This window comes from Myxococcus sp. CA033 (assembly GCF_013336625.1).
Taxonomy (GTDB): domain Bacteria; phylum Myxococcota; class Myxococcia; order Myxococcales; family Myxococcaceae; genus Myxococcus; species Myxococcus llanfairpwllgwyngyllgogerychwyrndrobwllllantysiliogogogochensis.
Window position 1 is genome coordinate 233,942 of sequence record NZ_JABUMU010000015.1, and the last position, 19,327, is coordinate 253,268.

The window sequence follows — 19,327 nt, forward strand, 5'->3', positions numbered from 1 at the left end:
GCATGAGCACCCGTCGCATCCTGTTGGACCCGAGCCACCTCGTGGCCTCGCCGCTCACCCCGCCCGTCTCCAAATCGGACGCGCAGCGCGCCCTGGTCCTGGGTCACCTCACGGGCGCCTGGCCCCTGCCCTCCGTCCAGGCCGAAGCGGACGAGGACCTCCCCGCCGACGTGCGAGTGCTGCGCCGGGGCGCGGAAGCCCTGCGGCTGCCCGCCGGGCCCGTGCGTGACGTGGACTGCGCGGACGGTGGCGCCCCCTTCCGCATCCTGGCCACCCAGGTCGCGGTGACGCCGGGTGCTCGCGTGCGCCTCACCGGCACGCCTCGCCTGGGTGAGCGTCCCCACGGCCCACTCTTCACCTCGCTGAAGGACGCACTCGGTCCCGCGGGGCTCACGCTCACCGAGGGCCAGCCCTGGCCCGTGGAGCTGTCCGCGCCAACGGACACCTCGAAGGTGTCGCCCGTCTTCCGGGTGCCCGGCGACCAGAGCAGCCAGTACGCATCCAGCCTGCTCCTGGGCTGCGCCGCGCTGTTCCTGCGAGAGCGCCGGGCGTGGAGCGTCGAAATCGAAGGCACGCTGACGAGCGCCGGCTACCTGGAGCTCACCCTCACGTGGCTGGAGCGCTTCGGCTTCGAGGTCCAGAAGTCCGACTCCCGATACACCGTCTCCGGCTACACGCCCCCTCCGAGCGTCCCTTCGCTCCCCGGGGACTGGTCGTCGCTGGGCTACCTCCTGCTCATCGCCTGGAAGGCTGGGGGCACGGTGGAGCGAGCCGACGCGGCCAGCGCCCACCCGGACCAGGCCATCCTCCGCCTCATCGAGCAGGTGGGCCTGGGGACGACGCCGACAGGTCCGGCCCACACGTTGAAGGTGACGGGCCACCCGGCGGGAGGCTTGCGGGCTTCGGGCAAGGAGTGTCCGGACCTGCTGCCAACCCTGGCGGCGCTCGCCTGTGTGCTCCCCGCGCCTTCCACGCTGACGGACGTCGGAATTCTCCGATTGAAAGAAAGCGACCGGCTGGAAGGTATCCGAGACCTGGTCAGCGCCTACGGAGGGACGGCGGAGCTCCAGGGGGAAATCCTCCACCTGACGCCTCCCGCGGCCCCTCCTGCCCGGTTCACCATGGACAGCCGGGGTGACCACCGCCTGGCGATGACGGCCGCGACACTCAGCGTGCTGTCCGGAGCGACCCTCGTCCTGACCGGCCCCGAGTGTGTCGAGAAGAGTTTTCCGGGCTTCTGGCGGCAGCTGTCCCGCTCGGGAGCACGTATTTCCGAGCAGCCGTAGGAACCATCAGTGTCTCCCCATCCGACTTATCGTTCTTTTTTGTTGAAAGCGATCTGCGCCCTGTGAAATCTCCGCCCATGCCCAAGGACACGCTGACGATCACCGACAATCGGACCGGCAAGACGTACGAGGTCCCGGTCGAGAACGGCTGTATTCGCACCAACGCCCTCCGACAGATCAAGGTCGGGGACGACGACTTCGGCCTCATGGGCTACGATCCGGCGTTCCTCAACACCGCGAACTGTAAGAGCGCCATCACCTTCATCGATGGTGACAAAGGCATCCTGGAGTACCGCGGTTACCCCATCGAGCAGCTGGCCGAGAAGTCCAGCTACCTGGAGGTCGCCTACCTCCTGCTGAACGGAGAGCTGCCGACCCCGAAGGAGCTGGAGCAGTTCGTCCACCTCGTCACGCACCACACGTTCGTGCACGAGAACGTGAAGTCCTTCATGGATGGGTTCCGCTACGACGCGCATCCCATGTCCATGCTGGGCTCCACCGTGGCGGCGCTGTCCAGCTTCTACCCGGACGCGAAGAACACCAAGGATGAGCTGAGCCGTCGCATCCAGATCACCCGGCTCATCGCCAAGATGCCCACGCTCGCCGCGTTCTCCTACCGGCACACGATGGGCCTGCCCTACATCTACCCGGACAATGACCTGTCCTACGTCGCCAACTTCCTGGCGATGGTGAAGCGCATCGGCACCACGACCTACAAGGTCCACCCGGTGCTGGAACGCGCGCTGGACGTGCTCTTCATCCTCCACGCGGACCACGAGCAGAACTGCTCGACGACGTCCGTGCGCACGGTGGGCTCGTCGGAAGTGGACCCGTACTCGGCCGTCACGGCGGGCATCGGCGCCCTCTACGGCCCGCTGCACGGCGGCGCCAACGAGGCGGTGCTGCGCATGCTCCGCGAGATTGGCCACGTCTCCAAGGTCCCCGACTTCATCAAGTCGGTGAAGAGCGGCGAGGGCGAGAAGAAGCTGATGGGCTTCGGCCACCGCGTCTACAAGTCCTACGATCCGCGCGCCAAGGTCATCAAGCGCGTGGCGGACGAGGTCTTCGAGGTGACGGGCAAGAACCCGCTGCTGGAGCTCGCCGTGGAGCTGGAGCGCATCGCGCTGCAGGACGAGTACTTCGTCAAGCGCAAGCTCTACCCCAACGTCGACTTCTACTCCGGCCTCATCTACGAGGCGATGGGCTTCCAGGCCGAGATGTTCCCCGTCCTCTTCGCCATTCCCCGCACGGTGGGCTGGTGCGCGCAGTGGGAGGAGATGGTCCTGGACTCCGAGCAGAAGATCGCGCGTCCCCGTCAGATCTACACGGGCCAGAAGCGCCGCGACTACGTCGCCATGGACAAGCGCGCCGCGAAGTAGGCGGCCTGTCCTCACACCCCTGGGCATGAAGTGAGATGGGGCGAGGGACCGCGAGGTTCCCCGCCCCTTTCTCTTTGCGGGCCCACCTGGCGACTCCAGGGCCTCGGGGTCGCCCGCACCGCCCCGCTTCAGCCCGCCTGGGCCGTGCTGGACTCGGCGTACATCGACTCGATGAGCCCGGCGTGTTTCTGCTCCACGGCCTTGCGGCGGACCTTCAGGGTGGGCGTCAGGTCGCCCGCGTCCACGGTGAAGTCCTGCTCCAGGATGGCGAAGCGCTTGATCGACTCGAAGCGGGACAGCTTCGGGTTGATGTCGCGGTCCAACCCCTCCTGGATGAGCTGGCGCAGACGCGCGTCCTGGGAGATCGTCTTCAGGTCCTCGGGCCAGCCCTTCTGTTGGGCCAGGGCGCGGCACTTCTCCACGTCCAGCGCCAGCAGGGCCACCAGGTAGTTGCGCCGCTCGCCCACCACCACCGCGTGGCCCACCCCGGGAAGGGACTTGATGAGTTCCTCGATGTTGCCGGGCGCCGTCTTCTTCCCGCCGGAGGTGACGATGATCTCCTTCTTGCGGCCTGTGATGTGGAGGTAGCCCTCGCCGTCGAGCTGGCCCACGTCACCGGTGTGCAGCCACCCGCCCTCCAGCAGCTCCGCGGTGGCCTCCGGGTTCTTGTAGTAGCCCATGCACACGTTGCCGCCCTTGACGAGGATCTCCCCGTCCTCGGCGATGCGGACCTCCACGCCAATCAGCGGGCGCCCCACGGTGCCCAGGTGGGCGGCCTCGCGCGTATTCACGGTGCCCGGGCCCGCCACCTCCGTCATCCCCCACACCTCGTGGATGAACATGTCGATGGAGGCGAAGAACTCCAGCACGTCCCGGCCGATGGGAGCCGCCGCCGTGGCGAAGAAGTCCACCCGCTCCATGCCGATGCGCGTCTTGAGCGGCTCGAACACCAGCCGCTGGGCCAGCCGGTACTGGGCCTCCAGGAGCACCGGGATGCGCTCGTGGCGCTGGGCGCGGGCATGCAGCTCCGAGGCGACGCCCCGGGCCCAGGTGACGATGCGGCGCTTCATGGGGGGCTGGCTGCGCAACCCCTCCTCCGCCTTGGCCTTGAACTTCTCCCACACGCGCGGCACGCCGAAGAAGAACGTGGGCCTCACGTCCTTCAGGTTCGCCGGCATCGCCTCCACCGAGTCCGCGAAGTACACCTGGATGCCCAGTATCAGCGGGCAGTGCAGGGAGATGACCTGCTCGGCGATGTGGGACAACGGCAGATAGGAGATGATGACCGAGTCCTGCTGGTGCTTGAAGTCCACGGCGGTGATGAGCTGCCGGGACGTCCAGGACAGGTTGTAGTGGCTGAGCATGACCCCCTTGGGGTGGCCCGTCGTCCCGGAGGTGTAGATGAGGGTGCCCAGCGCCTCCGGCTTCAGCGCGTTGACGCTGTCCCAGTAGGGCTTGTCATCCACCCCCGTGCCCTTCTCCAGGACGTCCGCGTAGCGAAGGACGCCCTCGGGCAGCGGCGTGGACGGCGCGTCCAGGATGATGAGGTGGCGCAGCTTGGGCAGGCGCTCGCGCAGGGCGAGGCCGGTGCGCAGGTGCTTCTCGTTCTCCACGACGAGGACGGTGGCCTCACAGTGGCCCAGGATGTACTCGAGCTGCTCCACCGCGCTGGTGGTGTACAGACCTACCGGGACGCCTCCCAGCGCCATGGCGGCCAGGTCCGCGACGTGCCACTCCTCGCGGTTGAAGCTGATGATGCCCAGCGGCTGGCCCTCCCCGTACCCGAGCGTCCTCAGGCCGAGGGCGAAGCGTTTGACCCGCTGGGCGTATTCGAACCAGGAGGTAGGGACATAGCCGTGTCCCCGGCGGGTCCAGAGGGCCGGCCGATGCTCCTGCTGCGCGGCCCGGTCATGGAGGGCATGCACCATCGTCTTCGGGAGGTCCATCCGACGAAGGTTAGCGGATGTAGGGGCGTCCCGACCACGCCCCCGGTTCGCGGACGTTGACAGCTGGTTGGATGGCTTTGTATGCCGCGCCCGACCATGAGCATCGACTTCACCTGCCAGAAGTGCGAGGCAAGCTTCGAGCTTGACGTTCAAGACCTCATCGAGGGGACGGAGAAGATCATCTGTCCTCACTGCGACGCGAAAGCGCCCGCGAATCTCTCGGAGGACTTCGTCGCCGCGCTCTCGGAGATGCGCGCGCAGATCGCCGTGCTCGACAAGAAGTTCGCCGTCTCCATGACGTTGGAGTCGGAGGACGTCGCGGACACGATCGACGAAGAGGACGAAGAGGAGGATGAGGAATCCGACGACGAGGACGACGACCTCGACGAGGATGAAGACGAGGACGTCGAGGACGACGAGGACTACGACGACGAGGACGAGGACGAGCGTCCCTGACGTCTGCTCCCTTGCCCTCCGGGCGGCCGTTTCACGCCGTCCAGGGCAACCGGGCTGAATCGCTACCCTCCCGACAGGGTGGCGGGTGCGTAGTTTCAGGGTGTGAGAACACCCAACCGCGCCACTTTCTTCTTCGCCCCCCTGTCGGCGCTGTTGTTGGCGCTCGGGGGGGTGCTGATGCTCCCCGCCTTCAGTGCTCCCGGGGCCATCGCGGCCACACTCCCGGGCGACTCCGGGCAACCGTGCATCACCGAGCACGGAGGCGACCCCAAGGCCTGCAACGAGCTGGTCGAACTGGAGGTACAGGACGTCGTCCCGCTGGTGGAGGCCCAGACGCACGCCGTCGTGCTCACCACGAAGGACCGCCAGGTCGTCCTCCCCGTCTTCGTGGATGAGGCCTCCGCCGTCTCCATCGCCTTCCGACTGGCGGAGCGCGAGCCGCCCCAGCCGCTCGCCCAGGACCTCCTGGACGACGTCGTCGACCAGCTCGGCGCCAAGGTGACGGAGGTCCGCATCGACGACCTGCGCGACAACGTCTACTCGGGCCGCGTGTTCCTGGAGCAGGGTGCGAAGAAGATGACGCTGGAGGCCCGCCCGTCGGACTCCATCGCCATGGCCCTCACCAGCCACGCCCGCATCCGCGTCACGCGCAAGGTGCTGACGCTGGCCGGCATCAGCCGCGAGGAGATTGAATCCCTCCAGAAGGGCGGGCCCGGCGTGGGGGGCAGTGGCCCTGGCGGACAGATGGAAGAGCCCGCCCCGATGCCGCCTCCTGGGATGCCCGCGCCCGGCAATCCGCCCATCGACATGGACGCGGAGGCCCTTCCGCCCGACCACCCGCCGCTCGGCGCGCCGCAGGGCACCGGCAAGAAGATAGACCTCTAGACTTCGAGCCGGGGGCGAGCAGCGACAGGTGCGAGAAAGCCCGGCCCCCCCTCCCAGGGAAGCCGGGCTTTCTCTCTCGAACATCGAGTGCCTGCAAGACGCTGGCGTGGGTCCAACCCGGGGGTCGGCACCGCGCCTGGGGCAAAGAGTTAGTCTCCCGGGCGCGAGGCTGTCAAGCCACGCACCCCGCCGCCTAGGATGCGCGCGCATATGCGCAAGGCGAAGATCATCTGCACCCTGGGGCCCTCATCGAGCTCGCTGGAGGTCATCGAGGGCCTCATCCGCGCGGGGATGAACGTGGCGCGGTTGAACTTCTCGCACGGTACGCACGACGAGCACCGCCAGCGGGTGGCCCTCATCCGGAAGGCGTCCAAGCGGCTGAAGCTGCCGGTGGCCATCCTCCAGGACATCCAGGGCCCCAAGATTCGCCTGGGAAAGTTCGAGGGTGGACAGCTCACGGTGAAGCCGGGCGAGCGCGTGACGGTGACGACGCGCGCGGTGCTGGGCCAGGGCTCCATCATCCCCACCCCCATCAAGTCGCTGACGAAGGACGTGAAGCCCGGAGAGGCCATCCTCCTGGATGACGGCCGGGTGCGGCTGCGCGTGCGCAAGGTGGCGGGCCAGGACGTCCTCTGCGAGGTGGAGATCGGCGGCCTGCTCAAGGACCACAAGGGGCTGAACCTGCCGGGCTCGCCCATGTCCGTGCCTACGATTACGCCCAAGGACGAGGTGGACCTGGCGTTCGGCCAGGACGTGGGCGTGGACTACGTGGCGCTGTCCTTCGTGCGCACGGCGGACGACATCCACCGGGCCCGCAAGCACGTGGCGAAGAACAAAACGCCGCTCATCGCCAAGATTGAAAAGCCCCAGGCCGTGGACCAGCTCGAGGCCATCGCCCGGGCCGCGGACGGCATCATGGTGGCGCGTGGAGACCTGGGCGTGGAGATGCCCCTGGAGCAACTGCCCGCCATCCAGAAGCGGATGGTGCGCGTGGTGAACCAGATGGGCGGCCTGGTCATCGTCGCCACGGAGATGCTGGAGAGCATGGTGAGCAACCCGCGCCCCACGCGCGCGGAGGTGTCGGACGTCGCCAACGCCATCCTGGACGGCGCGGACGCGGTGATGCTGTCCGGCGAGACGGCCGCGGGGCGCTACCCCATCGACGCGGCGTCCACCATGGCCCGCATCGTCGAGGAGACGGAGCGCGGCGTGGTGCGACACCAACACCACTCCCCCTTCGAGCGCTCGGAGGACCTGGGCACGGGCGTCGCGGCGGCGGCGGTGGCGGCGACAGGCCAGCTCAACATCCAGACGATTGTCGCGTACACGGAGAGCGGCCACACCGCGCGCCTCATCTCCGAGTTCCGGCCCCACGCGCGCATCATCGCCCTCACGCCGAACGAGGCCGCCGTCAACCGCATGGCGCTGTACTGGGGCGTGACGGGACTCCAAGTGCCCCGCGTGAGGTCCACGGACGCCATGCTGCGGCAGGTGCGCAAGCTGTGCCTGCGCGAGGGCATCTGCCAGGTGGGCGCGCCCGTCGTCGTGGTGGCGGGAGTGCCGCTCAACGTACCGGGCAACACCAATCTGATGAGCATCCACCGCGTGTGAGCGCGGTGGACGTCGTCACTCAGAGCACCTTCTGCTCGAAGTCGTAGATCTTCTCGACGGCGAGCTGACGGTAGCGCTCCATGTTGAGGGCGCGACGGGCGCACTCCCAGACCAGCTCGTTGGGCGTGCGCTCCGGCTCCTTCTTCTTGCGGCGCTTCACCTCGGCCTTGATGGACTTCACCGCGGCGCGCGGGTGGTAGCAGAAGGAAGAGGTGAATAGGAGGTGCCCACCGAAGGGGATGAGGCGGGCCTCGAGGATGTCGCCCGTCTCCAGCCCGGCGATGTTGCGCCGCTCCGTCACGTCGAAGTCCTTGCCCGAGTACATGTCGCGCAGGCGCACCAGGCCCTTGCCCAGCTTGCGGACCTCGAAGATGCCGTGGACCGTCTCCGTGAAGCTGCGGAAGGCGTTGGACTCCTCGGGCGAGGTGTTCGCCAGGCGCTGCTCGTAGAACTCCACGGCCGGCGTCTTGCCCGTTCCAGGCGAGACGCGGTCATAGAGGTAGTAGTCGAGGAACGACGCCATGCGCAGCTCGAAGAGCTTGTCGTCCTCGAAGACCTCGCCTGTCAGGCGGAAGTACTCCGCCTTGGCTTCGAGCAGGTCCGCCTTCCGCGACTCCACGCTGCCGAAGGCGATGAGCTGGTCCAGGTACGGCTGGTAGGAGAGCGGTGACAGCGGGGAGTCCATAGAAGGTCGGTCATCCTACCCCGCCATCAGCTTCGCGAAGCGACCGAAGAGATAGCGTGCGTCATGCGGGCCGGGAGAGGCCTCGGGGTGGTACTGCACGCTGAAGGCCCGCGCATCTGGGACGGCCAGGCCCTCCACCGTGCCGTCGTTGAGGTTGATGTGCGTGACGACCGCCTTGCCCTTGAGGCTGGCGTCGTCCACGGCGAAGCCGTGGTTCTGCGCGGTGATCTCCACCTTGCCCGTCGTCAGGTCCTTCACGGGCTGGTTGCCGCCACGGTGGCCGAACTTCATCTTGTACGTCCGGCCGCCCAGCGCCAGCGCCATGATCTGATGGCCCAGGCAGATGCCGAACACGGGCACCTTGCCCAGGAGCGCCGCCACGGTGCGGTCCGCGCCCTTCACCGCCGCCGGGTCTCCGGGGCCGTTGGCCAGGAAGACGCCGTGGGGCTTGCGGGCCAGCACTTCCTCCGCCGTGGTGTGCGCGGGCACCACCGTCACGCGGCAGCCCACGTCGACCAGGAAGTGGAGCATCGACTTCTTGAGGCCGTAGTCGTAGGCCACCACGTCGAAGCGCGGATCGCCCTGGGGGTGGGCCTCGCCAATGCCGGTGAAGACGTCCGGCGAGGGCGCGGTGAACGTGTACGGCGTCTTCACCGACACGCCGCTGGCCAGGTCCAGGCCCTCCATCCCGTGCGCGGAGCGAGCGCGCTCCGACAGCGCGGCCGGAGACAGGCCCTCGCTGGAGATGACGCCCATCTGCGCGCCATGCGTGCGCAGGTGGCGCACCAGGCGGCGGGTGTCCAGCCCTTCGATTCCGGCGACGTTGTGGCGCTTGAGGTACGCATCCAGCGACTCGCGCGCGCGCCAGTTGGACGGCTGGCTCGCGAGAGCGCGCACCACCATGCCCACCGCGTGCGGCTTGCCGGCCTCTTCGTCCTCCGGCGTCACGCCGACGTTGCCCATCTCCGGGTACGTCATGGTGAGGATCTGCCCGACGTACGAGGGGTCCGTGAGGATCTCCTGGTAGCCGTACATGGACGTGTTGAAGACCACCTCACCCACCGTCTCGCCGACCGAGCCAAAGGCACGGCCCTCGAAGGTGGTGCCATCCGCCAGGGCGAGCACTGCCCGCTTCGTCATTACCGTGACTCCTTCACCTGGCCGTCGGAGAACACCTTCCGGCCAGAAACCCAGGTCTGCACCACGCGGCCCTTCTGCTTACGGCCATGGAAGGGCGTATTCCGGCTGCGGGAATAGAACCGGTGGGCATCCACCGTCCACTCCTCCGAGGGGTCCACCACGGTGATGTCCGCCGGGGCCCCGGGAGCCAGGTGACCGCCCGGCAGGCCGAACGCCTTCGCCGGGCCGTGCGTCAACAGCTCCACGGCCCGCTTCGCGCCCAACAGCCCCGAGTGCACCAGCTCCAGCGTCAGCCCCAGGGCCGTCTCCAGCCCGACGATGCCGTTGATGCCCTTCTCGAACTCCACCTGCTTGTCCAGCACGCCATGGGGCGCGTGGTCCGTGGCGATGGCGTCCACGGTGCCATCCACCAGCGCCTCGCGCAGCGCCTCCACGTCCCGGTCCGCGCGCAGGGGCGGCGCCATCTTCGCGTGGGTGTCGTAGTCCCCCACCGCCCGGTCATCCAGGATGACGTGGTGCGGGGTGGCCTCGGCCGTGACGAGCAGGCCCCGGCGCTTCGCCTCGCGGATGAGGCGCACGCTGCCCTCGCAGGACACGTGGGCGATGTGCAGGCGGCCCTTCGTCTCCTCGAGCAGCACCAGATCTCTCGCCACCATGGCCACCTCCGCGGAGGCGGGGATGCCGCGCAGGCCCAGGCGCGTGGACGTGGTGCCCTCATGCATGGCGCCACCGGCGGACAGCGTCAGGTCTTCCTCGTGCACCATCACGGGCACTCCGAAGAGCGTGGCGTACTGGAGCGCGCGGCGCATCAGCGCGGCGTTCATCACCGGGCGGCCGTCGTCGGTGATGGCGACACAGCCGGAGGACACCAGCTCGCCCGTCTCCGCCAGCTCCTCGCCCTTGAGGCCCTTGGTGATGGCGCCCGCGGGGTACACATGGCACAGGCCGGCGGCGCGAGCGCGCGACAGCACCAGCTCCGTGACGAGCCCGCTGTCGTTGACGACCTTGGTGTTGGGCATGGCGACGACGGCGGTGAAGCCTCCCGCCACGGCGGCGCGGCAGCCCGTGAGGACGGTCTCCTTGCCCTCTTCGCCCGGCTCGCGCAGGTGGACGTGCAGGTCGATGAAGCCCGGCAGCACCCAGCGTCCCGCGGCCTCCACCACCTCCGCGCCCGGGGGCACGGGGAGCGGCGCGTCGGAGACCTCCGCCACCTTGCCGTCACGCACCAGGACGTCGCGGACTCCATCGACGCCGTTGCGCGGGTCGATGACGCGCCCTCTCCGGAAAAGCACCGTGGAGCTCATGACGCGCACACCTCGAGGATGGCCCGCCGCACGGCGACGCCGTTGGAAACCTGCTCCAGGATGACGCTGCGGGGCCCGTCCGCCACCGAGGGCGCCAGCTCCAGGCCTCGATTGATGGGGCCCGGGTGCATCACCAGCGCGCCTGCCTTCATCCGATCCTCTCGGGCCGGGGTGAGGCCGAACAGGCGCGAGTACTCCTTCGTCGAGGGCAGGAACGCCTCGCCCATGCGCTCCATCTGCAGGCGAAGACACATCACCGCGTCGGCCTGAGGCAGCGCCGCGTCCAGGTTGTGCGTCACCTCGGCGCCCAGCGACTCCAGTCCCGGGGGCACCAGCGTGGGCGGACCACAGAAGACCACCCGCGCGCCCAGCGCCTTCAGGCACCACAGGTTGGAGCGGGCCACGCGGCTGTGGAGGATGTCCCCGACGATGAGCACCGTGCGGCCGTCCAGGCTGCCCCAGTGCTGACGGAGGGTGAAGGCGTCCAGGAGGGCCTGGGAGGGATGCTCGTGGGTGCCGTCCCCCGCGTTGATGACGGCGCAGCGGACGTGTTTGGCCACCAGATGGGGCGCACCGGACGAGCGGTGGCGCATGACGATGGCCACGGGCCCCGTCGCCTCGATGTTGCGGGCGGTGTCCAGCAGCGTCTCGCCCTTCGAGGTGGACGAACCGGAGGGGCTCCAGTTGAGGACACCGGCGCCCAGGCCTCGGGCGGCCATGTGGAACGAGGTGCGCGTCCGGGTCGAGTCCTCGAAGAAGAGGTTGGCGACCACCTTGCCGCGCAGGGTGTGGGTGACGTCTGGACCACCAGGCAGGTGCGCGCGCGCCCTGTCGAGCACCGCTTCGAGCTCGTCCCGGCGCCAGCCTTCGATTCCAAGGAGGTGTCTCATGGCCGGGGGCGCCGCGTACCCCGGGCCGTGCGGCGCGTCAAGCACCGTCCGAGGCGTGCCGGGTCGCCTGCCCCCCGGGTGTGGGTCAGCGCACGGGCTCGAAGAAGCGGTCCAACCGGAGACCCGTGCCACCGAACAGGCCGTGCAGCAGGCCGTGGTAGCCCAGCGACAGCCAGACCACCATCGCCTTGCCCTTGATGTGGCCGTAGGGCACGAACTCCGTCTTGCCGTAGCCGGTGATGCCCAGGCCGTGACGGCTGTCGGAGCTGTTGTCGCGGTTGTCGCCCATGACGAAGACGTGACCCTCGGGCACCACGTAGGGGCCTTCGTGCCGAGGCATCCGCGAGGGTGTCTGAAGCACGCTGTGCGGCACGCCGCCCAGGCTCTCCCGGAACAGTGACTCCCGCTGGTCGAACCACTCCCCGTTGTCCGTGAGGTTGTGGACGACAAACGCGCTGTCGACACTCTCGCGAGTCTGCGGCTGGCCGTTGATGTGGACCACGCCGTCGAACAGTTCCACCGTGTCGCCGGGCACGCCCACCACGCGCTTGATGTAGTCGGTGGCCTCGTTGACGGGGTTGTTGAAGACGATGACGTCCCCGCGCCCCGGAGGCCGGACGATGACGAACGGCACCACGTTGGCGAACGGGACGCGCACCCCGTAGATGAACTTGTTGATGAAGACCTGATCTCCAATCTGGAGCGTGGGCAGCATGGAGCCGGAGGGAATCCGGTACGGCTCCACGATGAACGTCCGGAACACCAGGGCGACCAGCAACATCTTCACGAAGCCGCCCACGAAATCCATGGGCGACTCCTTGCGGAACGCTCCTAGGTGCTGGGAGGTGAGCGCTTCCAGCGCCCTCACCTCGCGGGCCAGCTTCTCCAGATCTCCTTCGGCCGAGGCTGACTCCACCTTCAGCGCCTGCTCGGTGATCTGCTCCGTCAGCGCCGGGGAGAGCTTCTCGCGCACCTGCGGCTTCCGGAGGATGCGCTCGTTCTCGGAGATGAGCTCATGCGCCTCGTGCCGCAGCCGGCGCAGCTGCTTCTCGCGGGGCGACACGTTGCGCCACACCAGCAGCGCGACGAAGTACGCCACCATCAGCACCCCCAGCCCCTTCATCGCGGGCTGGGCCCAGGCGGCCGCCGTGGGCACGAACTCGATGAGTGTCGTGTACGGGAACAGCACCAGGGCGACGATGCACAGCGGGGCCCACAGGCTGGTGAGCATCTCCCGCCACAGCAACTTGCGGCGCGCGCGCACCTGTTCAGGGGTGCGCCGGGCCGCCATCGCGGTCGCCAGCTTCGCGGGAGGGTTGGCGGAAGGACTGGCAGCGTTCATGGCTACTGCTCCGACTTGAGGACCGCGAGGAAGGCCTCCTGCGGAATCTCCACCGTACCCACCTGCTTCATGCGCTTCTTGCCCTCCTTCTGCTTCTCCAGGAGCTTGCGCTTGCGGCTGATGTCACCACCGTAGCACTTGGCGAGCACGTTCTTGCGCATGGCGGAGATGGTCTCACGGGAGATGATCTTCGCGCCGATCGCCGCCTGGATGGCCACTTCGTACATCTGCTTCGGGATGACTTCCTTCAGCTTCGCGCAGACCTCGCGACCGCGCAGGTAGGCGCGCTCGCGGTGCACGATGACGCTCAGCGCGTCCACCGGCTCCCCATTGATGAGGATGTCCAGGCGCGCCAGATCCGCCTCCTGGTAGCCGGTCAGCTCGTAGTCCAGGCTGGCGTAGCCGCGCGACACGCTCTTGAGCTTGTCGAAGAAGTCGAAGACCACCTCGGCCATCGGCATCTCGTACGTCACCTGCACGCGCTGCCCGCTGCTGCCCAGGTACTTCATGTCCTTCTGCACACCGCGGCGGTCCTGGCACAGCTTCAGGATGGCGCCCAGGTGGTCATTGGGGACGTGGATGTGACAGGTGAGGATGGGCTCCTCGAACTTCGCGATGTTCTGCACCGGCGGGAGCTTGGCGGGGTTGTCCACCAGTTGGACGTCACCCTTGCCGCTGGTGATTTGGTACACCACGCTGGGCGCGGTGGTGATGAGGTTCAGGTTGTACTCGCGCTCCAGGCGCTCCTGGACGATCTCCATGTGCAACAGGCCCAGGTAGCCGCAGCGGAAGCCGAAGCCGAGCGCCGTGGACGACTCGGGCTCATACGTGAAGGCGGAGTCGTTGAGCTTCAGCTTCGCGAGCGCGTCACGCAGGTTCTCGTACTGGTCGGACTCGATCGGGAAGATGCCGGAGAACACCATCGGCTTCACTTCCTGGAAGCCCGGGAACGGCTCCTGCGTCGGACGGGCCTCCTCCGTGACGGTGTCGCCGACCTTCGCGTCCAGCAGCTCCTTGATGTTGGCGACCAGCACGCCCACTTCGCCGGCCATGAGCTGCGTCACGGGGCGGGAGAACGGGGTGAAGACACCCAGCTCCTGCACCTCGAAGACCTTGTTGTTGCTGAACAGCTTGATCTTCTGCTTGAGCTTGAGCGTGCCTTCCAGCACGCGCACCAGCGTCACCACACCCCGGTAGTTGTCGTACCAGGAGTCGAAGATGAGGGCCTTGAGCGGCGCGTCCGGCGAGCCCGTAGGCGGCGGCACGCGCGCGACCACCGCTTCCAGGATCTCGTGGATGCCGATGCCTTCCTTCGCGGAGGCGGGCACGGCCACGGAGGCGTCGATGCCGATGACGTCTTCAATCTCCGCGCGGGTGCGGTCGACGTCCGCGCTGGGCAGGTCGATCTTGTTGATGACCGGGATGATCTCCAGCTCGTGGTCCAACGCCATGTAGACGTTGGACAGCGTCTGCGCCTCCACGCCCTGCGACGCATCCACCACCAGGAGCGCGCCCTCGCACGCGGCCAGGCTGCGGCTGACTTCGTACGCGAAGTCGACGTGCCCCGGCGTGTCGATGAGGTTGAGGACGTACTGCTTGCCGTCCTTCGCGGTGTAGTTCATCCGCACGGACTGGGCCTTGATGGTGATGCCCCGTTCGCGCTCGATGTCCATGTTGTCGAGGAACTGGGCCTGCGCCTCGCGCTTGCTCAGCGTCCCCGTCTTGTCGAGGAGGCGATCAGCCAGCGTCGACTTTCCATGGTCGATATGGGCGATGATGCAGAAGTTGCGGATGTGCGCGTTTTCAGCCGGCATGTTCGTGGCGCTCGTCGGAAGAAGCGGGCGTGCCTAACATCGAACCGCGCGAAAATCTACGCGCGAACGCCCGCCAGACGAGCAACCCGTCGGGGGCGCCCGATTGTTCCCCCAACCACCGTGCTCCCCTGAACAGACGCCCGGCCACCCGGGGACGACAGGGCACGAGGGCCCGTCCGGGAGAGGCGACCTCCTCCCGGACTCCCCTGCCCTGCTTCCCGTCAGCCAGCCTCAGCCGTGGACGCGGACCGGCTCGGCCTTCTCGCGGAAGTAGGCGACGGTGCGGCGAGCCCCCTCGCGCAGGTCGGCGGACGGCTCCCAGCCGAGCACCTTCTTCGCGAGCGAGTTGTCGATGCACGAGCGCAGCTGCTCGCCGGGCTTGCCGGGCGCGTGGGCCACGGCGGCCGTCGAACCCGCGGCCTCTGCCAGCAGCGCATAGAGGCGGTTGATGTCGGTCTCCACGCCGGTGCCGATGTTGATGGCGCCCACGTAGTCCTTCTCGAAGGCCAGCCGGTTCGCCCGGGCCACGTCGGGCCCGAAGACGAAGTCGCGGGTCTGCTTGCCCTCACCGAAGATGGTGCAGTCCTGCCCGGAGAGCAGGCGCTGGCAGAAGATGGCCACCACGCCCGCTTCGCCATGCGGGTTCTGTCGCGGGCCGTACACGTTGGCGTAGCGCAGGGCGACGTACGGCAGGCCGTACTGGGCCCGGTAGTAGCCCAGGTACAGCTCCCCCGCCGCCTTGGAGACCCCGTACGGGGACACCGGGCGCGTCGCGTGGGACTCCGGCGCGGGGAACACGTCCTGCTCGCCGTAGATGGCGCCGCCGGTGGAGCTGAAGATGACCTTCTTCACGCCCGCGACGCGCGAGGCCTCCAGTAGATTCAGCATGCCGCGGATGTTCACATCCGCGTCGAAGCCCGGATCATCCACGCTGCGCCGCACGTCCATCTGCGCCGCCAGGTGACAGAGCACCTGGGGCTTCTCCGACTTGATGAGCTCCGCGGCCTCGCGGCTGCGGATGTCATGCACGGCCAGCCGGACGCGCGGGTCCAGGTTCTCCTTCTTGCCACCCGACAGGTCATCCAACGCGATGACCTCGTGTCCCGCCTTCAGGAACTCGTCGCACACGTGCGAGCCGATGAAGCCCGCTCCACCCGTCACCAGGACTTTCACGCTTCCGTCTCCCCGCCACCCGGCCGTGGCCAAACTGTCTTTGATTTCAGAGTCTCTCGCGGCGGCAACCTATGACGGGGATCGCCGCACGGCAACCTCGCGGAACCACGCGATGGTCTCTCGCAGACCCTCCTCCAGAGGCACCTTGGGCTCCCAGCCGAGCAGCGTGCGGGCGCGGGTGATGTCTGGCTGACGTTGCTTGGGATCATCCTTGGGCAAGGGCTTCTCGATGATGCTCCCCCCGCCGCCCGCCGCCGTGCGCACGGCCTCCGCGAACTGACGGATGGTCATCTCCCGGGGGTTGCCGATGTTGACCGGATGGGGCTCGTCCGACAGCGCGAGCCGGACCAGGCCATCCACCAGGTCCTTCACGTAACAGAACGAGCGCGTCTGGCTGCCATCGCCGAAGACGGAGAAGTCCTCGCCCTTGAGCGCCTGGCCCACGAAGGCCGGAACCACGCGGCCGTCGTTGAGCCGCATGCGCGGGCCGTAGGTGTTGAAGATGCGAACGATGCGGACCTGCACGCCCTTGCGACCGTAGGCCGCAGTCACCGCCTCCGCGTAGCGCTTGGCCTCGTCGTACACCGAACGCGGGCCGATGGGATTGACGTTGCCCCAGTAGTCCTCGCGCTGCGGGTGCACCAGCGGATCTCCGTAGACCTCGGAGGTGGACGCCATCAGGAAGACGGCCTTGTTCGCCTCCGCCAGCTTCAGCCCGTTCTCCGTGCCGATGGACCCCACGCGCAGCGTCTCCAGCGGGAGGTTCGCGTAGTCGATGGGCGACGCGGGCGAGGCCATGTTGAACATGTAGTCGAAGGGCTCCTTCACCGGGATGCCCTCGATGATGTCCGCCTTCACGTAGCTGAAACCCGGCCGGCCCTTCAGCGTGCGCAGGTTCTCCTCGTTGCCGGTGATGAGGTTGTCCACGGCCGTCACGGCGGCCGCACCGTCGTCCAGAAGGCGCTCGCACAGGTGCGAGCCCACGAAGCCCGCGCCCCCCAGCACCACCACTCGCTTGCCCTGCATGCTCTTCACGTCGCGCCTCGTCTCTCTGTCAAATCTCGTCGAAGGTCGCCTGCCCCGGCAGCTGCGCTTTGTACTTCTCCAGGACCAGGTCGATGCCCTGGCGGATGTACTCGGCCACGGGCACCTTCGTCTTCTGGTTCAGCGCCTTGAGGAGCTCGTTCTGCTCCGGGGTGATGTAGATGGTGGTGCTGATCTTCTTTCGGGCCATGGCTATATGTGAAAATATATGGAATGACGTGGCGCGCGAAAGCATCTCGTGCGCACGCCTCGGCGGAGAGGCCGCTGCGTCCCGGGAGCACCGCATGACCGGCAGCAAGCGCTGGATTTTCCTCGGGTTGATGACCTCCGGCCTGCTCACCGGCTGCGCCAGCGACAAGGCCGCCGAGCGCGGCACCAACGCCCCGGGTAAGTCCTCACCCGCCTCGTCCGAGGCCATCCACCCGGAACCCGCGCGTGGCGAACACGTCACGCAGCAGGACGTGAACGGCGACGGCAAGCCGGACGTGTGGACCTACACGGTGGCGGACGCGGGCGCGAATGGCGAGGAGCGGTTTCGCAAGGTGCGCCAGGAGCTGGACCTGAACTGGGACGGCCGCGTGGACCTGACGCGCTACTTCGACGAGGCCAGCGCGCTGATGCGCGAGGTGATGGACCTGGACTACGACGGCAAGGTGGACGCCACCTACTTCTACGAGAAGGGGGCCAACACTCGCCGCGAGCGGGACTTCGACGGCGACGGCCGCGCGGACAGCGTCACCTTCTACGAGCGGGGTGTCCTGGTGCGCAAGGAGCGCGACACCAACTCCGACGGGCGCGTGGACTACTGGGAGTACTGGGAGGGCGGTCAGGTGGACCGCATCGGCGAGGACCTGGACGGCGATGGCACCGTCGACAAGTGGACCCGCAATCCCAACAACGCGGCCCGCGACTGAAGGGCGAGCCGCGCCTTCACGGCGGAGCGACTACGGCTTGCTCGTGCCCGTGCGGCCGTAGGAGTCCTCCAACCGCACGACGTCATCCAGCTCGGGGGTGCTGACCTCGAGGATGTCGCAGTCGGTGATGGCCACCATGCGGTGCTTGGTGAGGGGCTTGATGTGGTAGCTCTCCCCCGGGTTCATCTCCTTCTCGATGAGCCCCTGTCCCTCGTCGACGACGAAGAGCAGCTTGCCGCTCTGGACGTGGATCGTCTCGTCCTTCTGGTTGTGGTACTGCAGGCTGAGCTTGTGGCCCTGCTTCACGTGCAGCAGCTTGCCCACGTAGCGCTCGGTGTGGGCCCAGATGAGCTCGTGGCCCCAGGGCTTCTCCACCCGCCTAGTCGTCGTCATGGTGCTTCCCGTCTTCCTCGCCCGCTCTCAGTTCGTGCCGGCCACGAACGCGTCGAGCTGGGTCTCACGCTTGAAGTCTGACAGATACCGCGTCGCAGCGTCCTTCGAGGCGAAGGTGCCCATGCGCACGCGGTACCAGGTGCCCTTACCGGCCACCTCCGCCGTGACGATATAGGGGGCATAGCCCCTATCACGCAACCGGGCCATGAACCGGTCGGCCTCCTGCTTGTCCTGGAACGCCGACAGCTGGAGCGTGAAGGCCCCACCCTTCACCGCCGGGTCCGGCAACTGCGCGGCGCGGGCGATGGCGTCCTTCATCCCTCCACCCTCCTTCTGCGTCGTCCGCGTGGGCACGGCCGCCGTCTCCACCTTGCCCGACACCTGTGCGGGCTTCGCGGCGACGGGGGCGGGCTTCTCGGCGGGAGCGGCGGCGGGCTTCTCCGCGACGGGCGCAGGGGTGGGCTTGGGCGTCTCGGCGACAGCGACGGCCTGGGGCTCCTCGGCGGGCTCCTCCGGGGGCAGCTCGCCCGTGTCGGGGTCCGGCGTCGGGGCCATCGCGGCGGTCCTGGCGGGCTCGGGCGGCTTGGGCGCGGGCTTCTCCACGGGCGCGGCGGGCTTGGGAGCGGCGGGCTTGGGAGCGACGGCGACGGGCTCGGCGCTGGCCTTGCGCGTCAGCTCGTCCTGGAAGGTGAGCGCGGAGTCCTTGTGCTGCACGGCCTGGAGCGCCTGGGCATTGGCATCCAGCGCGGAGAGCAGGTCGGGAGCGCTGGCCGTCTGCACGTCACCGGCGAGCTTCTTCCCCACGACGACGCCCAACACGAAGACGGCGCCGAGCACGACGATGCCGGCGATCAACAGGCTCACAATCTGCCGGTTGTCGAGAGAGACGTCGAACTTCTCCTTCATCCGGTGGGCGTCTCGCATGACTCAGGGATCCTCGCGCGCGGACAGAGCGGGCCACACGAGTCCGTGTTGCGGCCTGTAGCGTCGGCGTCGAGGCAAAGTACGCCCCACCCCCCACCCGGTCAAATTCACGGAAGCGGCGTCCTGGCCGCGCCGTCACCG

Annotated in this window: 18 protein-coding genes; 6 read left to right on the plus strand and 12 right to left on the minus strand. The window is 68.0% G+C overall.

The window, feature by feature from the left end; translation table 11 throughout:
* Nucleotides 1-2: 2 nt before the first annotated feature.
* Both HUA78_RS29595 and HUA78_RS29600 read left to right on the plus strand, forming a co-directional pair.
* Complete coding sequence (locus HUA78_RS29595; protein WP_174477669.1) at nucleotides 3-1,286, plus strand: 3-phosphoshikimate 1-carboxyvinyltransferase; 1,284 nt, start codon at nucleotides 3-5, stop codon at nucleotides 1,284-1,286.
* Between the two features lie 77 nt (nucleotides 1,287-1,363).
* A complete protein-coding gene (locus HUA78_RS29600; RefSeq protein ID WP_141646430.1) occupies nucleotides 1,364-2,665 on the plus strand; it encodes a citrate synthase in 1,302 nt (433 codons plus the stop codon).
* Nucleotides 2,666-2,793: 128 nt separating this feature from the next.
* Here HUA78_RS29600 and HUA78_RS29605 read toward each other — a convergent pair whose 3' ends face one another.
* The gene (locus tag HUA78_RS29605) at nucleotides 2,794-4,611 is read right to left on the minus strand and encodes a long-chain fatty acid--CoA ligase (protein WP_174477670.1); all 1,818 of its coding nucleotides are present in this window, start codon (nucleotides 4,609-4,611) and stop codon (nucleotides 2,794-2,796) included.
* 81 nt (nucleotides 4,612-4,692) lie between these two features.
* Here HUA78_RS29605 and HUA78_RS29610 point away from each other — a divergent pair, with 81 nt between their 5' ends.
* The 3 genes from HUA78_RS29610 to pyk all read left to right on the plus strand — a co-directional run bounded on the left by HUA78_RS29610 (nucleotide 4,693) and on the right by pyk (nucleotide 7,563).
* Nucleotides 4,693-5,067 (plus strand): hypothetical protein, encoded by a 375-nt coding sequence (locus HUA78_RS29610; RefSeq protein ID WP_181791072.1) that lies wholly within the window; start codon nucleotides 4,693-4,695, stop codon nucleotides 5,065-5,067.
* Between the two features lie 177 nt (nucleotides 5,068-5,244).
* Nucleotides 5,245-5,952: a bifunctional nuclease family protein gene (locus tag HUA78_RS29615; RefSeq protein WP_174477684.1), complete on the plus strand. Its 708-nt coding sequence runs from the start codon at nucleotides 5,245-5,247 to the stop codon at nucleotides 5,950-5,952.
* 210 nt (nucleotides 5,953-6,162) lie between these two features.
* Nucleotides 6,163-7,563 (plus strand): pyruvate kinase, encoded by a 1,401-nt coding sequence (pyk, locus tag HUA78_RS29620; protein WP_174477671.1) that lies wholly within the window; start codon nucleotides 6,163-6,165, stop codon nucleotides 7,561-7,563.
* Nucleotides 7,564-7,582: 19 nt separating this feature from the next.
* Here the strand turns inward: pyk and HUA78_RS29625 are convergent, their stop codons facing one another.
* The 9 genes from HUA78_RS29625 to HUA78_RS29665 all read right to left on the minus strand — a co-directional run bounded on the left by HUA78_RS29625 (nucleotide 7,583) and on the right by HUA78_RS29665 (nucleotide 17,145).
* Nucleotides 7,583-8,248, minus strand: coding sequence for a hypothetical protein (locus HUA78_RS29625; protein ID WP_141646429.1), 666 nt, complete (start codon nucleotides 8,246-8,248; stop codon nucleotides 7,583-7,585).
* A 15-nt stretch (nucleotides 8,249-8,263) separates the two neighbouring features.
* A complete protein-coding gene (gene carA / locus HUA78_RS29630; protein WP_141646428.1) occupies nucleotides 8,264-9,388 on the minus strand; it encodes a glutamine-hydrolyzing carbamoyl-phosphate synthase small subunit in 1,125 nt (374 codons plus the stop codon).
* Entirely contained in the window at nucleotides 9,388-10,692 is a 1,305-nt protein-coding gene (locus tag HUA78_RS29635) for a dihydroorotase (RefSeq protein WP_141646427.1), read from the minus strand. Before HUA78_RS29635 ends, carA begins: the two co-directional genes overlap by 1 nt.
* Nucleotides 10,689-11,582, minus strand: a complete 894-nt coding sequence (locus tag HUA78_RS29640; RefSeq protein ID WP_174477672.1) for an aspartate carbamoyltransferase catalytic subunit — start codon at nucleotides 11,580-11,582, stop codon at nucleotides 10,689-10,691. The genes HUA78_RS29635 and HUA78_RS29640 overlap by 4 nt, the downstream gene beginning before the upstream one ends.
* An 85-nt stretch (nucleotides 11,583-11,667) precedes the next feature.
* Nucleotides 11,668-12,924 carry a signal peptidase I gene (gene lepB / locus HUA78_RS29645; protein WP_174477673.1) on the minus strand — a complete coding sequence of 419 codons (1,257 nt, stop codon included), beginning with the start codon at nucleotides 12,922-12,924 and terminating at the stop codon, nucleotides 11,668-11,670.
* A gap of 2 nt (nucleotides 12,925-12,926) precedes the next feature.
* On the minus strand, nucleotides 12,927-14,738 hold the full coding sequence (lepA, locus tag HUA78_RS29650) for a translation elongation factor 4 (RefSeq protein ID WP_141646424.1): 1,812 nt from the start codon (nucleotides 14,736-14,738) through the stop codon (nucleotides 12,927-12,929).
* A gap of 231 nt (nucleotides 14,739-14,969) precedes the next feature.
* Nucleotides 14,970-15,911, minus strand: coding sequence for an NAD-dependent epimerase/dehydratase family protein (locus HUA78_RS29655; protein ID WP_174462089.1), 942 nt, complete (start codon nucleotides 15,909-15,911; stop codon nucleotides 14,970-14,972).
* A gap of 69 nt (nucleotides 15,912-15,980) precedes the next feature.
* Nucleotides 15,981-16,937, minus strand: coding sequence for a UDP-glucuronic acid decarboxylase family protein (locus HUA78_RS29660; RefSeq protein ID WP_141646438.1), 957 nt, complete (start codon nucleotides 16,935-16,937; stop codon nucleotides 15,981-15,983).
* 28 nt (nucleotides 16,938-16,965) lie between these two features.
* Nucleotides 16,966-17,145 (minus strand): ribbon-helix-helix domain-containing protein, encoded by a 180-nt coding sequence (locus tag HUA78_RS29665; RefSeq protein ID WP_044281109.1) that lies wholly within the window; start codon nucleotides 17,143-17,145, stop codon nucleotides 16,966-16,968.
* Nucleotides 17,146-17,239: 94 nt separating this feature from the next.
* Between HUA78_RS29665 and HUA78_RS29670 the strand changes: the two genes are divergently transcribed.
* Nucleotides 17,240-17,869 (plus strand): hypothetical protein, encoded by a 630-nt coding sequence (locus tag HUA78_RS29670; RefSeq protein ID WP_141646422.1) that lies wholly within the window; start codon nucleotides 17,240-17,242, stop codon nucleotides 17,867-17,869.
* 30 nt (nucleotides 17,870-17,899) lie between these two features.
* Here the strand turns inward: HUA78_RS29670 and HUA78_RS29675 are convergent, their stop codons facing one another.
* Both HUA78_RS29675 and HUA78_RS29680 read right to left on the minus strand, forming a co-directional pair.
* Entirely contained in the window at nucleotides 17,900-18,262 is a 363-nt protein-coding gene (locus tag HUA78_RS29675) for a cupin domain-containing protein (protein ID WP_141646421.1), read from the minus strand.
* A 27-nt stretch (nucleotides 18,263-18,289) separates the two neighbouring features.
* Entirely contained in the window at nucleotides 18,290-19,186 is an 897-nt protein-coding gene (locus HUA78_RS29680; protein ID WP_174455323.1) for an SPOR domain-containing protein, read from the minus strand.
* Nucleotides 19,187-19,327 lie beyond the last annotated feature (141 nt).

Excerpts from the sequence above, each read along its gene's own strand:
- HUA78_RS29595 (WP_174477669.1), top strand. The coding sequence starts at position 3 with ATGAGCACCCGTCGCATCCTGTTGGACCCGAGCCACCTCGTGGCCTCG.
- HUA78_RS29600 (WP_141646430.1), top strand. The coding sequence starts at position 1,364 with ATGCCCAAGGACACGCTGACGATCACCGACAATCGGACCGGCAAGACG.
- HUA78_RS29605 (WP_174477670.1), bottom strand. The coding sequence starts at position 4,611 with ATGGACCTCCCGAAGACGATGGTGCATGCCCTCCATGACCGGGCCGCG.
- HUA78_RS29610 (WP_181791072.1), top strand. The coding sequence starts at position 4,693 with ATGCCGCGCCCGACCATGAGCATCGACTTCACCTGCCAGAAGTGCGAG.
- HUA78_RS29615 (WP_174477684.1), top strand. The coding sequence starts at position 5,245 with ATGCTCCCCGCCTTCAGTGCTCCCGGGGCCATCGCGGCCACACTCCCG.
- pyk (WP_174477671.1), top strand. The coding sequence starts at position 6,163 with ATGCGCAAGGCGAAGATCATCTGCACCCTGGGGCCCTCATCGAGCTCG.
- HUA78_RS29625 (WP_141646429.1), bottom strand. The coding sequence starts at position 8,248 with ATGGACTCCCCGCTGTCACCGCTCTCCTACCAGCCGTACCTGGACCAG.
- carA (WP_141646428.1), bottom strand. The coding sequence starts at position 9,388 with ATGACGAAGCGGGCAGTGCTCGCCCTGGCGGATGGCACCACCTTCGAG.
- HUA78_RS29635 (WP_141646427.1), bottom strand. The coding sequence starts at position 10,692 with ATGAGCTCCACGGTGCTTTTCCGGAGAGGGCGCGTCATCGACCCGCGC.
- HUA78_RS29640 (WP_174477672.1), bottom strand. The coding sequence starts at position 11,582 with ATGAGACACCTCCTTGGAATCGAAGGCTGGCGCCGGGACGAGCTCGAA.
- lepB (WP_174477673.1), bottom strand. The coding sequence starts at position 12,924 with ATGAACGCTGCCAGTCCTTCCGCCAACCCTCCCGCGAAGCTGGCGACC.
- lepA (WP_141646424.1), bottom strand. The coding sequence starts at position 14,738 with ATGCCGGCTGAAAACGCGCACATCCGCAACTTCTGCATCATCGCCCAT.
- HUA78_RS29660 (WP_141646438.1), bottom strand. The coding sequence starts at position 16,937 with ATGCAGGGCAAGCGAGTGGTGGTGCTGGGGGGCGCGGGCTTCGTGGGC.
- HUA78_RS29665 (WP_044281109.1), bottom strand. The coding sequence starts at position 17,145 with ATGGCCCGAAAGAAGATCAGCACCACCATCTACATCACCCCGGAGCAG.
- HUA78_RS29670 (WP_141646422.1), top strand. The coding sequence starts at position 17,240 with ATGACCGGCAGCAAGCGCTGGATTTTCCTCGGGTTGATGACCTCCGGC.
- HUA78_RS29675 (WP_141646421.1), bottom strand. The coding sequence starts at position 18,262 with ATGACGACGACTAGGCGGGTGGAGAAGCCCTGGGGCCACGAGCTCATC.
- HUA78_RS29680 (WP_174455323.1), bottom strand. The coding sequence starts at position 19,186 with ATGCGAGACGCCCACCGGATGAAGGAGAAGTTCGACGTCTCTCTCGAC.